This window comes from Streptomyces sp. DSM 116795 (genome assembly GCF_055792905.1).
The window spans coordinates 1873204-1887226 of record NZ_CM147707.1 but is presented as its reverse complement, the minus strand read 5'-3'; the positions used below and the strand labels follow the sequence as shown (position 1 = coordinate 1887226).

General features: G+C 70.8%; 11 protein-coding genes. 10 read left to right on the top strand and 1 reads right to left on the bottom strand.

The window, feature by feature from the left end:
- Positions 1-36 precede the first annotated feature (36 nt).
- From ACSMXX_RS07965 to ACSMXX_RS07945, 5 genes are all read left to right on the top strand, one after another.
- Positions 37-726: an SDR family oxidoreductase gene (locus ACSMXX_RS07965; protein ID WP_473183328.1), complete on the top strand. Its 690-nt coding sequence runs from the start codon at positions 37-39 to the stop codon at positions 724-726.
- The gene (locus ACSMXX_RS07960) at positions 723-1757 is read left to right on the top strand and encodes a methionine synthase (protein WP_473183327.1); all 1035 of its coding nucleotides are present in this window, start codon (positions 723-725) and stop codon (positions 1755-1757) included. The genes ACSMXX_RS07965 and ACSMXX_RS07960 overlap by 4 nt, the downstream gene beginning before the upstream one ends.
- A 15-nt stretch (positions 1758-1772) precedes the next feature.
- On the top strand, positions 1773-3968 hold the full coding sequence (ligA, locus tag ACSMXX_RS07955; protein WP_473183326.1) for an NAD-dependent DNA ligase LigA: 2196 nt from the start codon (positions 1773-1775) through the stop codon (positions 3966-3968).
- A gap of 241 nt (positions 3969-4209) precedes the next feature.
- Positions 4210-6498, top strand: coding sequence for a putative bifunctional diguanylate cyclase/phosphodiesterase (locus ACSMXX_RS07950; protein WP_473183325.1), 2289 nt, complete (start codon positions 4210-4212; stop codon positions 6496-6498).
- 273 nt (positions 6499-6771) lie between these two features.
- Positions 6772-7158 carry a hypothetical protein gene (locus ACSMXX_RS07945; RefSeq protein WP_473183324.1) on the top strand — a complete coding sequence of 129 codons (387 nt, stop codon included), beginning with the start codon at positions 6772-6774 and terminating at the stop codon, positions 7156-7158.
- 41 nt (positions 7159-7199) lie between these two features.
- On the opposite strand, the gene dnaK is transcribed toward ACSMXX_RS07945, so the two are convergent.
- Positions 7200-9122: a molecular chaperone DnaK gene (gene dnaK / locus ACSMXX_RS07940; RefSeq protein WP_473183323.1), complete on the bottom strand. Its 1923-nt coding sequence runs from the start codon at positions 9120-9122 to the stop codon at positions 7200-7202.
- Positions 9123-9415: 293 nt separating this feature from the next.
- Between dnaK and ACSMXX_RS07935 the strand changes: the two genes are divergently transcribed.
- From ACSMXX_RS07935 to gatB, 5 genes are all read left to right on the top strand, one after another.
- Positions 9416-9781: a PH domain-containing protein gene (locus tag ACSMXX_RS07935; RefSeq protein WP_473183322.1), complete on the top strand. Its 366-nt coding sequence runs from the start codon at positions 9416-9418 to the stop codon at positions 9779-9781.
- A gap of 468 nt (positions 9782-10249) precedes the next feature.
- Positions 10250-10546: an Asp-tRNA(Asn)/Glu-tRNA(Gln) amidotransferase subunit GatC gene (gene gatC, locus ACSMXX_RS07930; RefSeq protein ID WP_241061675.1), complete on the top strand. Its 297-nt coding sequence runs from the start codon at positions 10250-10252 to the stop codon at positions 10544-10546.
- 3 nt (positions 10547-10549) lie between these two features.
- Positions 10550-12043, top strand: a complete 1494-nt coding sequence (gatA, locus tag ACSMXX_RS07925) for an Asp-tRNA(Asn)/Glu-tRNA(Gln) amidotransferase subunit GatA (RefSeq protein ID WP_473183321.1) — start codon at positions 10550-10552, stop codon at positions 12041-12043.
- Complete coding sequence (locus ACSMXX_RS07920; RefSeq protein WP_070010789.1) at positions 12040-12285, top strand: hypothetical protein; 246 nt, start codon at positions 12040-12042, stop codon at positions 12283-12285. Before gatA ends, ACSMXX_RS07920 begins: the two co-directional genes overlap by 4 nt.
- A 14-nt stretch (positions 12286-12299) precedes the next feature.
- On the top strand, positions 12300-13808 hold the full coding sequence (gene gatB, locus ACSMXX_RS07915) for an Asp-tRNA(Asn)/Glu-tRNA(Gln) amidotransferase subunit GatB (protein WP_473183320.1): 1509 nt from the start codon (positions 12300-12302) through the stop codon (positions 13806-13808).
- Positions 13809-14023 lie beyond the last annotated feature (215 nt).

Here is a 14023-nt window from a genome sequence, read left to right as displayed (position 1 = left end):
TCACCGGGCCCGGTGCGACTGGGGGACGATGGGTGCATGGCAACGCATCTGATCACCGGTGCCGGCTCGGGCATCGGCGCCGCCGTCACGCGGCGGCTTCTCGACCGTGGCGACGAACTGTGGCTGCTGGCCCGCGACGCCGGACGCGCCGGCGAGCTGAGGGCCCGCTTCGAGGGCGCCCGCACGGTAGTCGGCGACCTCGGCGAACCGGAGCGGCTCTCGTGGGCCCTGAGCCAGCAGGACCTGCCGGACCGGCTGGACTCGCTGCAGCACATCGCGGGCGTCGTCGAGCTGGGCGAAGTCGGCGAACTGAGCGCCAAGGTCTGGAACCACACCCTGGCCGCCAACCTCGTAGCGCCCGTCGAGCTGACGCGTCTGCTGCTGCCCCAGCTGCGGCTCGCCCGCGGGCACGTCCTCTTCGTCAACTCCGGCGCGGGGCTGCGGGCCAACCCGCAGTGGTCCGCGTACGCCGCGAGCAAGCACGGGCTGAAGGCCCTCGCGGACGCCCTGCGCGCCGAGGAGAGCGGCAACGGTCTGCGCGTCACGTCGGTCTACCCCGGGCGGACGGCGACGCCCATGCAGGAGAAGGTGCACCGGCAGGAGGGCAAGGAGTACGACCCCGGCAAGTGGATCAGCCCCGAGGCCGTCGCGACGACGCTGCTGACGGCGCTGGACATGCCGCGTGACGCGGAGGTCACCGATCTGACGGTCAGGCCGGGCGCATGAGCGCGGCGCGCGCCGTGTGGGGCCCGGCCGCCGCCACCGGCATCGGTTCGATGCCCGGTGAGGACGCGCGCGAGGCGGCTCGTACGGTCACCGGCACCCTGGAGGCCTTCCCCTTCCTCGCGGAGCTGCCCGCACGCGGCCCCGGCGCGGACATGACGGGACGCACCGTAGGTCTGCTGGCCGAGCTGTACGCGCATCTGGAGCCCAGCGGCTGGCGGATCAGCGACCGGCCGGGCCGCGACACCAGGCGTGCGCGGTCGTGGCTGGGCGAAGACCTGGACGCGATGGAGGAGTTCACGCAGGGGGACGCGGGCGGCCTGCGCGCCCTGAAGGTCTCCGCGGTCGGGCCCTGGACGCTGGCCGCGACCCTGGAGCGGCGCAACGGCGAGGCGGTGCTCGGCGACGCCGGCGCGTGCCGGGACGTCACGGCGTCCCTCACCGAGGGCCTGCGGGCCCACCTCGCGGACGTACGGCGCAGGGTGCCCGGCGCCCGTCCCGTACTGCAGCTCGACGAGCCGCTGTTGACGGCCGTGCTGCTCGGCCGGGTGCCGACCGCCAGCGGCTACCGCAGTCACGGCGCCGTCGACCGGGCGGTCGCCGAGGGGGCGCTGCGGGAGATCACCGAGGCGTGCCGGGCGGAAGAGGTGCCCGTGATCGTGCACTCGTGCGCGCCGCGGCCGCCCTTCGGGCTGCTGCGCCGGGCGGGCGTCGCCGGCGTCTCGTTCGACGCGCGTCTGCTCACCGAGGGTGAGGACGAAGCGATCGGCGAGGCCGTCGAGGCAGGCACGGTGCTCTTCGCCGGTGTCGTGCCGGGAGCCGGGCCGGACGGGGGCGGACTGTCGGACCCTGCCGGTAGCGTCAGTGGTGTCAGGTCGCTGTGGCGCAGGCTCGGGCTGTCCCCGGCCCTCCTCACGGAGTCGGTCGTGGTCACCCCGGCCTGCGGTATGGCGGGCGCCTCGCCCGCGTATGCGCGTGAAGCGCTCGCCCACTGCGTCCGGGCGGCGAGATCCCTCGCCGACGACCCTGAGTGACGGGAGGACGAGACGGTGGCCCGCAATGAGCGAAGGCCGGCGCCCGCCGATGCGCGCGAGCAGCATCAGCGCCTGGCCGAGCAGATCGAGGAGCACCGCTTCCGCTACTACGTGCGGGACGCACCGGTCGTCAGCGACGCCGAATTCGACCGGCTGCTGCGTGAGCTGGAGGGCCTGGAGGCGGAGCATCCGGACCTGGTCACGCCCGATTCGCCGACGCAGAAGGTCGCCGGGCAGTACGAGACGGAGTTCACCGAAGTCGCCCACCGCGAGCGGATGCTGTCCCTGGACAACGCCTTCGACGACGGGGAGCTGGAGGAGTGGGCGGAGCGCATCGCGCGTGAACTGGAGGGCGTGGAGTACCACTTCCTGTGCGAGCTGAAGATCGACGGCCTGGCGGTCAATCTGACGTACGAGCACGGCAGGCTCACCCGCGCGGCCACCCGCGGCGACGGGCGCACGGGCGAGGACATCACGCCCAACATCCGCACGATCGCCGACATCCCCGAGCGTCTGAGCGGCAGTCGCGTCCCGGAGCTGGTCGAGGTCCGCGGTGAGGTCTTCTTCCCGATGGAGCGTTTCGAGGAGCTCAACGCCCGCCTGGTCGAGGGAGGCGACAAGCCGTTCGCCAACCCGCGGAACGCCGCCGCGGGTTCGCTGCGCCAGAAGGACCCGAAGGTGACGGCCACCCGTCCGCTGCGGATGGTGGTGCACGGAATCGGCGCCCGCGAGGGCTTCGACACCCCGAGCCTCAGCCATGCCTACGGGCTGCTGCGCGAGTGGGGCCTGCCCACCTCGCAGTACCCGAAGGTGGTGGAAGGGCTCGCGGGCGTCCGCGAGTTCATCGCCTATTACGGCGAGCACCGCCACTCCGTGGCGCACGAGATCGACGGCGTCGTGGTGAAGCTGGACGAGGTGCGGCTGCAGGGGCGCCTGGGCTCCACTTCGCGTGCGCCGCGCTGGGCCATCGCGTGGAAGTACGCCCCGGAGGAGGTGAACACGAAGCTGGCCGACATCCGCGTCGGCGTCGGCCGTACGGGCCGAGTCACGCCGTACGCGGTGGTGGAGCCGGTGACCGTGGCCGGCTCCGAGGTCGAGTTCGCCACGCTGCACAACCAGGAGGTCGTCAGGTCCAAGGGCGTCCTCATCGGGGACACGGTCGTGCTGCGCAAGGCGGGCGACGTCATCCCGGAGATCCTGGGGCCGGTCGCCGATCTTCGGGACGGCAGCGAGCGCGAGTTCGAGATGCCCGCGCACTGCCCCGACTGCGGTACGGCACTGCGCCCCATGAAGGAGGGCGACATCGATCTGCGCTGTCCCAACGCGCGTTCGTGTCCTGCCCAGTTGAGGGAGCGGCTGTTCTATCTGGCGGGCCGCAAGTGCCTGGACGTCGAGCACTTCGGCTATGTGGTGGCCACGGCGCTGACCCAGCCGCTGGAGCCGGCCGAGCCGCCGTTGAAGGACGAGGGCGGCCTCTTCGACCTGAAGGTCGAGGATCTGCTGCCCATCAAGTCCTTCGTCCTGGACACCGACAGCGGTCTGGCCAAGCGCGATCCCGAGACCGGCGAGGAGAAGGTCGTCACCCTCTTCGCCAACCAGAAGGGCGAGCCGCGCAAGAACACGCTGGCGATGCTGGAGAACATCCAGGCCGCCAAGGGGCGTCCGCTCGCAAGGATCATCACCGGGCTGTCCATCCGGCATGTGGGGCCGGTGGCCGCAGAGGCGCTGGCCCGCGAGTTCCGGTCCCTGGACCGGATCGCCGAGGCCGGTGAGGAGGAGCTGGCGGCGACCGAGGGCGTCGGGCCGACCATCGCCGCCTCGCTGAAGGCGTGGTTCGCGGAGGACTGGCACCGCGAGATCGTCGACCGGTGGCGTGCCGCGGGCGTACGGATGGAGGAGGAGGGCTCCGCCGATTCGGGCCCGAGACCGCTGGAAGGGATCACCGTCGTGGTCACCGGGACGCTCGCGACGCTCACAAGGGACAGCGCGAAAGAGGCCCTCCAGGAACGGGGCGCGAAAGTGACCGGATCTGTTTCGAAGAAGACCGGGTTCGTGGTGGTGGGAGAGAGCCCTGGGTCCAAATACGACAAGGCCGTCCAGTTGAAGGTGCCTATTTTGGACGATGACGGCCTCGCCGTTCTTCTGGAGCAAGGCCCGGACGCCGCGCGCGAAGTGGCCGAAAAGCACCCCGAACAGGGCACTGAGGGCTAGTCAAGTCATCCCAGTTTTCCCGCTGTTGTGTGCCCGTCACAGGTGTCCCATGCGTTTACGCCCGGGTATGCACTCAGAAGCCGCACTGTTATCGGCTGTTGTGCGCGAAAGGGGCTGGATCAGCCGGGTCGCGCACAGCCAACCCCGGCCGATCGCTGCCCTGGAGGCGGTGTGCGGCCTACTGTTGATGTGTGTGCCTGATTTGGGGAAGCAGGCACGGACGGCCGGCGGAGGGACGGGCATGCAGGAATTTCCTGGGGGCCACGGCCCCCCGTACTCCAGCCTGCCCGACGGCACGAGCGGCAGTACGGGGTCCACGGGCGGAGCGGAGGACGTTCCGTGGGTGCAGCGCCTGGCAGCGCTGCGGGTGCCCGGACTGCCGTCGCTCGTCGTCGTCGGAGCGGGCCTCGCTCTCGGTTCGGGCATCTTCCGGGTCGTGACGGACGGCAGAGCCCTCTTCCCGGACGCGGTCACGGGCTGGTCGCTCGCGGTGCTCACGGGCCTGATCGTCGGTCACCTCATCGCGCTCGGACGTGACCGCTGGTGGAGCGGCACCGGCTCGGGTGCCGCGCTGACTCTGGCCATCCTGCTGCTCTACGGCTGGGCGCCGGCCGTGCTGGTCAGCCTCGCCGTGGTGGTGCTGGTGGGTGCCGTGCGCCGGCACCGCTGGAGGCAGGCGGTGGTGCAGGGCGCCGTCGACATCCTCGGCATCGGGGCGGCGGCGCTGTCCCTGGCCGCCGTGGGCGTGCGCCCGTCCGTCGCGAATCCCTGGAAGCCCGCCGACTGGGGCTACTTCGCGCTCCCAGAGGTCGTCCTGGCGGCCTTCGCCTATCTCCTGGTCACACGCGTCCTGCTGTGGTTCTCGCACGCCCCGCGCAAGACGGGGCTGCCCACCGCGCTGCGCAGGGCACTGATGCGGCAGGGGCTCGTGGCCGTCGCGCTGCTGGGCATATCACCGCTGATAACGGTGGTCGCCGCGTATCGCCCGATACTGCTGCCGCTGTTCGCGGTGCCGCTCATCGCTGTGGACTCGACGCTGTGGATCGCCCGCGTCCGCGCCGAGGAGGCGCTGCGCGACCCGCTGACGGGTCTGCCCAACCGGCAGTGGCTGCTGGAGCGCACCTGGTCGGCGCTGGACGAGGCCGAACGTACCGAGGCCCGCTCCGCGCTGGTCCTCATCGACCTCGACCGCTTCCGTTCCGTCAACGACACCCTCGGCCATCTCGCGGGCGACAGGCTGCTGTTGAAGATCGCAGAACGGCTGCGCGCGGAGCTGCCGCGCGGTGCGGAGGCGGCCCGGCTCGGCGGCGACGAGTTCGCCGTGCTGATTCCGCTGGCCGACTCCACCACCAGCGCGATGCGCGCCGCCCGCACCCTGGTCTCCGCGCTGGGCTCGCCACTGGACCTGGACGGGCTGACGCTCGTCCTGGAGGCCAGCGCGGGCGTCGCCGTCTTCCCGGAGCACGCACGCGAGGCGGAAGGGCTGCTGCGCCGCGCGGACGTGGCGATGTACGAGGCGAAGCGCGACCGTACGGGCGTCGAGGTCTACGAGGCGACGCGCGACGGCAACACCCCCGACAGGCTCGGCCTGCTGGCGGACCTGCGCCGCGCACTCGACGCGGGCGAGGTCGAGCTGCACTACCAGCCCAAGGTCGGCTTCGACGGCGTCGTCTCCGGCCTGGAGGCGCTGGTGCGGTGGGTCCATCCCGAGCGCGGGCGCGTCCCCCCGGACGAGTTCATCGCGATAGCCGAGACGTCTGGGCTGATGCCACGGCTCACGGAGTACGTGCTGGAGACGGCCCTCGCGCAGGTCTCCCGCTGGCGCTCCGACGGGCTCATGGTGCCGGTCGCCGTCAACGTCTCGCCCCGCGACGTCCACGCACCCGGCTTCGCGGGCGCCGTCGCCGGACGCCTCGCCCGGCACGGAGTCCCCGCCGGCGCGCTCCAGTTGGAGATCACCGAGCACGTGCTGCTGGAGGACCCGCACCGCGCCGCCGACACGCTCGCCGCGCTGGCCGGGCACGGCGTGAAGATGTCCCTGGACGACTTCGGCACCGGCTACTCCTCGCTCGTACACCTGCGGCGGCTGCCGGTGAGCGAGCTGAAGATCGACCGCTCCTTCGTCGCCAGGCTCGCGGTCGACGCGGAGGACGCGGAGATCGTGCGCTGCACCGTCGATCTGGCGCATTCGCTGGGCCTGCTGGTCGTGGCCGAGGGCGTGGAGGACGACGAGACCTGGGAGCGGCTGCGCGACCTGGGCTGCGACGCGGTGCAGGGGTGGCTGGTGGCGGCCGCGATGCCGCCCGACGAGACGACGGCGTGGCTGCGGGCGCGGGACGGTGTCCCGCACTCCCTGGAACGCGCCCGTCCGCAGCCGCAGTTGGAATGCGGCCCGTCTGCCTCGACCGCGGCCTCGACCCGCCAGCACCCCGGCTCCGGGGGCGGCACCTCCCGCACCTCGGGCCCGCCGACCAAACCGACCCAGTCCCACGACGCGAATCGCCCTACGGGGTGGCAGCCGGTCCAGTAACGGCCTCCCTCCCGGCCGCGTGCAGCTCCGGGGCGTGCCCTCCGGGCAGCGGTGCGCGGCCCCGCGGGGGGATGCCGGGGTGCCGCGGGCGGTATGCCGGGGTGCCGTGCCGGCGGCCGTCTCCGGAGGCCCGGACGCTCCCCCACCTTCAGTGGGACAGCCATGCCGAGCCCCCAGCCGAGAAGGCTGCCCGGCTCCTCATGAGGTGGGCCGGCGCGTGCGTGGGCACCCGGCATCGCAGACGACCACCGGAGCCGGGATGGAGGAACTGGCATGGCAAGGCTGCAGGCCGAGGACGAGGACTTGATCGTCCGGCTGTCATGGTGGGAGAAGGCCGCCGCGCGGCACGGCAATGTCAAGGTGCCGCTCGCAGAGATACGCCGGGTGGTGGTCGAGCGCGATTGGTGGCGTGCGCTGCGCGGAGTGGCCTCCCGAGGGGTTTCGGTCCCTGGCGGACTGTACGTGGGGACCCGCCGGCACGACCGTGAGTGGGAATTCGTAGCCCTCAGACGCCACGAGCCGTCCGTCCGCGTCGAGCTTTGGCCGGAGTCGCCGTTCAGCCTCATCGCCGTGTCCGCGGCCGACCCCGAGGCCACAGCGGAGTGGCTGAGCGGTCTTGCCCCTGACCTCGACGCTGCTCACGCGGTGACCAGGCGGTAGCGGGTGGTTGCAGGCCTTCAGGCCGCCTCCACACCGCCTGCTCAGGCAGTTCCTCCGCGGTCCTGACCCTCGTCGTCCCGGCCCTTGTCGTCCTGGCCCTCGCCGTCCTCGTCCACGATCTCGGCCTCGACGACATCTTCCCGGTCCGCGTCCTCCCGGCTCTCGTCCCGCTCGGTGCCGGCGGCGGATGTGCCGGTTCCGGATGCCCCCGGGGTGGCAGTCGACGCGTAGATCGCCTGGCCCAGCTTCTGGCTGACCGTGGCCGCCTTCTCGGTCGCGGTGCGGACGGCCTCGGTGTCCTCGCCCTTCAGGCTCTCCTTCACCTCCGCCAGGGCCGTCTCGACGTCGTCCTTGACGTCCGCCGGGACCTTGTCCCCGCTGTCCCTGAGGAGCTGCTCGGTCTGATAGGTCAGCTGCTCGGCCTGGTTGCGGGTCTCCGCGTCCTCGCGGCGCTCGTGGTCCTCCTGCGCGTACTGCTCGGCGTCGCGCACCATGCGGTCGATGTCTTCCTTCGCCAGCGAGGAGCCCCCGGTGACGGTCATCTTCTGCTCCTTGTCGGTGCCGAGGTCCTTGGCGGAGACGTGGATGATGCCGTTGGCGTCGATGTCGAAGGTGACCTCGATCTGCGGCATCCCGCGGGGTGCGGGCGGCAGGCCGGTGAGCTCGAACATGCCGAGCTTCTTGTTGGACGCCGCCATCTCGCGCTCGCCCTGGTAGGCCTGCACGCTGACCGACGGCTGGTTGTCGGCTGCCGTGGTGAAGACTTCCGAGCGACGGGTGGGAACGGTGGTGTTCCGCTCGATGAGCTTGGTCATGATGCCGCCCTTGGTCTCTATGCCAAGGGACAGCGGGGTGACGTCCAGCAGCAGGACGTCCTTGACCTCGCCCTTCAGCACTCCGGCCTGGAGGGAGGCGCCGATCGCCACGACCTCGTCCGGGTTGACGCCCTTGTGCGGGTCCTTGGTGGTCACTTCCTTGACCAGCTCGGTCACGGCGGGCATCCGGGTGCAGCCGCCGACCAGGATCACGTGGTCGACGTCGGAGACCTTGATCCCTGCATCCTCCACGGCCTGGTGGAACGGGCCCTTGCAGCGTTCCAGGAGGTCGCTCGTCAGCTGCTGGAACTGGGCGCGGGTGAGCTTCTCGTCCATGTGCAGCGGCCCCTCGGCGGATGCCGTGAGGTAGGGCAGGTTGACGGCCGTCTCCGTCGCCGCGGACAGTTCGATCTTGGCCTTCTCCGCGGCCTCGCGCAGCCGCTGAACGGCCATCTTGTCCTTGGACAGGTCGATGCCGTATCCGTCCTTGAACCGCTTGACCAGGTGATCGACGATGCGCTGGTCCCAGTCGTCGCCGCCCAGGCGGGTGTCTCCGGACGTGGACTTCACCTCCACGATTCCCTCGCCGATCTCCAGCAGCGACACGTCGAAGGTGCCGCCCCCGAGGTCGAAGACCAGAACCGTCTGGTCGTTCTCCTTGTCCAGCCCGTAGGCCAGGGCGGCGGAGGTGGGTTCGTTGATGATCCGCAGTACGTTCAGGCCGGCGATCTCGCCTGCTTCCTTGGTGGCGGTCCGCTGGGCGTCGTTGAAGTAGGCGGGCACCGTGACGACGGCATCGCTCACCTCCTCGCCGAGAAAGGCCTCCGCGTCGCCCTTGAGCTTCTGCAGCACCCGCGCGGAGATCTCCTGTGCGGTGTACTGCTTGCCGTCGATCCCGCCTGTCTCCGGGAAACGCCAGTCCGCCTCTCCCACATGGCGTTTGACCGACCGGGCGGTGCGCTCGGTGTTGGTGACGGCCTGCCGCTTGGCAGGCTCGCCGACCAGCACCTCGCCGCTCTTGGCGAAGGCCACGACCGACGGCGTGGTGCGGGAGCCCTCGTTGTTGGCGATGACCGTGGGCTCCCCGCCCTCCAGAACAGAGACCACCGAGTTCGTCGTACCGAGGTCGATACCGACTACGCGTCCCATCGCTGACCTCCTCATCGGTCCTGCAGGCACAGCGGCCATGTCCTGGTTGCCTCACTTACTGGCATAAAACCCGATTGGGGCAGAGTCAAGACGCGAGCCGCCTGCCTGCGGCTTCCAGGTGAGCGCCCGGATCGCGCAGGGCGGACGCCGCCGGCTGCGGACCCGGCCCCGGTCCGCTGGAGATGACCGTACGAGCCCGGCCGGGCGGGCGGACCTCCTCCCGCCGGACGACGCGGCGCAGAACGGGCCGTGGATACCCTGCGGGCGAGGGACGACGACAACTGGGGGCTTACGTGGCGCTGTTCGGGAACGCACACACCATCGATCCGGGGAAGGCGCAGCAGGAGTACGGGCGTCTGCTCGGGCGGACCGAGCAGGTGCACGCCGCGTTCATGCTGATACGCGACACCATCCTCTTCACCGACCGGCGGCTGATCCTCGTCGACAAACAGGGCATGACCGGCAAGAAGGTGGAGTACCACTCCGTTCCGTACAGGAGCATCTCGCACTTCTCGGTGGAGACGGCAGGGACCTTCGATCTCGACGCGGAGCTGAAGATCTGGATCTCCGGCGATCCCACTCCTGTCCAGAAGACCTTCACCAAGGGCGTCGACATCTACGAAGTGCAGGCCGTGCTCACGGAGTTCGTGGCGCGCTGACCCCTACGCCTTCGGCTGGCGCCTGTACGGCCTTCCCCCTGGAAGCCAGTTTCGGAACCAGCACTCAACAGGCCGTGGTTCAGGGGTGGTTGGAGTGCTCGTACTGGGGCAGCCGGACCCGATGACCACGATGGGGGAGTCGCCGAACCGGCGGGGACGGGGTGGGACGCGCAGGCGGTGGTTCCGGGAAACTAAAGCGTGATTTGTGGCCGACACAGGCCTCAAGGAGTGTGTTCCGTGTGGTCGGCCGTAAATCATGCCTTCCCGGAGCCGCCGCCGGAGCGGCACGCCCCCGGCACCAGCACGGACGTGCGCGCGCCCGCACCCCCAAGGCGAACCGCACCCGCACCCCCGGAGGCGAACCGCACCCGCACCCCCGGAGGCGGAAACCGCCCGCGGCACGGCCCCGGCCGCAAGAGCCATAGGATTGGGCTCGGAAAATCCAACACTCACCCAGAGGACCGCTGCATGCCTGGCATCTCGCGCGAGGAGGTCGCCCACCTCGCCCGGCTGGCGCGCCTGGAGCTGAAGGACGAAGAGCTGGATCACTTCGCCGGTCAGCTCGACGACATCATCGGTGCTGTCGCCACCGTCTCCGACGTCGCCAACGAGGACGTACCGCCGACCTCTCACCCGCTGCCGCTCACCAACGTCATGCGCCCGGACGTCGTGCGTCCCGGCTTGACCCCCGAGCAGGCGCTCTCGGGCGCCCCCGCACAGGAACAGCAGCGTTTCAAGGTGCCGCAGATCCTGGGGGAGGACTGAACCATGGCCGATCTGACCAGACTGACCGCGGCGCAGACCGCGGAGAGGATCGCGAACGGCGAGGTCACCGCCGTCGAGGTCGCCGAGGCACATCTCGCCCGTATCGACGCCGTGGACGAGAAGGTGCACGCCTTCCTGCACGTCGACCGGGAGCGCGCGCTCGCCCAGGCCCGCGAGGTCGACGAGAAGCGCGCACGCGGTGAGCGGCTCGGCCCGCTGGCCGGTGTGCCGGTGGCCGTGAAGGACCTCTTCACCACCGAGGGCGTGCCCACGACGGTCGGTTCGAAGATCCTCGAAGGCTGGATCCCGCCGTACGACGCGACTGTCGTGCGGAAGCTGAAGGAGGCGGACCTCGTCATCCTCGGCAAGACCAACATGGACGAGTTCGCCATGGGGTCCTCCACCGAGAACAGCGCGTACGGACCGTCCGGCAACCCCTGGGACCTGACCCGCGTTCCGGGCGGCTCCGGCGGCGGTTCCTCCGCGGCGATCACCGCGTACGAGGCGCCGCTGGCCATCGGCACCGACACCGGCGGTTCCATCCGCCAGCCGGCCGCCGTCACGGGCACCGTGGGTGTGAAGCCGACCTACGGCGGGGTCTCCCGCTACGGCATGGTCGCCTTCTCTTCCTCCCTCGACCAGGCGGGCCCCTGCGCCCGTACGGTCCTGGACGCGGCGCTGCTGCATGCCGTCATCGCGGGCCACGACGAGCTGGACTCCACCTCCATCGACCAGCCCGTCCCGGACGTGGTCACGGCCGCCCGCAACGGCGACGTGGCCGGCCTGCGGATCGGCGTCGTCAAGGAGTTCCGCGGCGAGGGCTACCAGGCGGGCGTGCTCCAGCGCGTCGACGAGACCGTGGAGCTGCTGCGTGAGCTGGGCGCCGAGGTCGTCGAGGTCTCCTGCCCGTCCTTCACGAAGGCGCTGGCGGCGTACTACCTGATCGCGCCCTCCGAGTGCTCCTCCAACCTCGCCCGCTTCGATGCGATGCGCTACGGCCTGCGGGTGGGCGACGACGGCACGCACTCCGCCGAGGAAGTCACCGCCCTGACCCGGGAGGAGGGCTTCGGCGACGAGGTCAAGCGCCGCGTCATGCTGGGCACTTACGCGCTCAGCTCCGGCTACTACGACGCGTACTACGGCTCGGCCCAGAAGGTCCGCACGCTCATCACCCGTGACTTCGAGCGTGCCTTCGGCGAGGTGGACGTGCTGGTCTCGCCGACGACCCCGACCACGGCCTTCCCGATCGGCGAGCGCGCCGACGACCCGATGGCCATGTACCTGGCCGACCTGTGCACCATCCCGTCCAACCTGGCCGGGAACGCCGCCATGTCCGTACCGTGCGGCCTCGCCGGCGAGGACGGCCTCCCCGTGGGGCTGCAGATCATCGCCCCGGCCATGGCCGATGACCGTCTCTATCGTGTCGGAGCGGCCCTGGAAGCCGCTCACCAGGCACGTTGGGGGCACCCGCTGCTTGAGGAGGCACCGTCGCTGTGAGTGGAAAGCTGCAGAAGGCCAAGGGGTTCAAGAAGTCCCGTACCGGGATGTACGTGTCCATCGCGGCCTCCCTCTTCGGGGTGGTCGGCACCGTCAAGCGCGGCAGGGAGGCCCGCCGCGAGGGCGACACGCTCCAGCTGATCGACGTAGCCGTCTCGGCGGCGGGCATCGTCACGGGCGTCGCACTGCTCGTACGGGAGCTGCGGCGCGGCGAGCTCCACGATGTCCTCGCGGACGACTGAGAGGCGAAATTTCCGTGACCGTCACTGAACTGGTGCCGTACGAGGACGCGTTGGCGGCCTATGACCCCGTCATGGGGCTGGAGGTGCACGTCGAACTCGGTACCGCGACGAAGATGTTCTGCGGCTGTTCCACGACGCTCGGCGCGGACGCCAACAGCCAGACCTGCCCGACCTGTCTGGGGCTGCCCGGCGCCCTGCCCGTCGTCAACGCGACGGGCGTCGAGTCCGCCGTCCGTATCGGTCTCGCGCTCAACTGCGAGATCGCGGAGTGGTGCCGCTTCGCGCGGAAGAACTACTTCTACCCGGACATGCCGAAGAACTTCCAGACCTCCCAGTACGACGAGCCGATCGCCTTCGACGGCTATCTCGACGTACAGCTGGAGGACGGCGAGGTCTTCCGCGTCGAGATCGAGCGCGCGCACATGGAGGAGGACACCGGCAAGTCGACGCACATCGGCGGCGCCACGGGCCGCATCCACGGCGCCTCCCACTCGCTGCTCGACTACAACCGCGCCGGGATCCCGCTCATCGAGATCGTCACCAAGCCGATCGAGGGCGCGGGGGAGCGCGCGCCCGAGGTCGCGAAGGCGTACGTCGCCGAACTGCGGGAGCTCATCAAGGCGTTGGGGGTCTCAGAGGCCCGCATGGAGATGGGCCAGATGCGCTGCGACGTCAACCTGTCGCTGCGTCCCAAGGGTGAGAAGGCCTTCGGCACGCGCAGCGAGACGAAGAACGTCAACTCGCTGCGCAGCGTGGAGCGTGCGGCCCGGTTCGAGGTCCAGCGCCACGCGGCCGTGCTGGACGCCGGCGGAAAGATCGTCCAGGAGACGCGGCACTTCCACGAGGACGACGGCAGCACGACCTCCGGCCGGGTCAAGGAGGAGGCGGAGGACTACCGCTACTTCCCGGAGCCGGACCTGGTGCCGGTGGCGCCCTCGCGCGAGTGGGTCGAGGAGCTGCGTGCCGGGCTGCCCGAACTGCCGCGTCTGCGCCGCAACCGGCTGCGGGAGGAGTGGGGCATCTCACAGCACGAGATGCAGTCCGTTCTGAACGCGGGGGCCGTCGGTCTCATCGTCGCGACGGTCGACGCGGGCGCCCCCGCCGACCAGGCCCGCAAGTGGTGGATGGGCGAACTGGCCCGCCGCGCCAACGAGTCGGGCACCGAACTCGCGGACCTGCCCATCGGCCCGGAGGACGTCGCCCGGGTCTGCGCGCTCGTCGAGGAGGGCTCGCTCAACGACAAGCTCGCGCGGCAGACCATCGAGGGTGTGCTGGACGGCGAGGGCACGCCGGACGAGGTCGTCGAGAGGCGCGGCTTGAAGGTCGTCTCGGACGAGGGCGCGCTCGGAGCCGCGGTGGACGAGGCCATCGCCGGCAACGCCGACATCGCGGAGAAGATCCGCGGCGGGAAGGTGCAGGCCGCCGGCGCACTGGTCGGTGCGGTCATGAAGGCCACGCGCGGCCAGGCGGACGCGGCGCGCGTGCGCGAGCTGATCCTGGAGAAGCTCGGCGTCGAGGGCTGAGCGTGGGCGCGCCTGGCGCGCAGGAGTCCCGGGCAACGGCAACGGGGGCGGCCCGCACGGGCCGCCCCCGTTACCGTTGCACCGCGCCGCCGTTGCGCGCGGCGGCGGCGGCGACGGGTCCGCGCTCGTCGGGCTCGTGCCTCGTCGTCGGCCGACAGCCCTCTGGGGACGCGGCGCCGCCGTTGCGCGCCCGCGACGAATCGATGCGTTGAGCG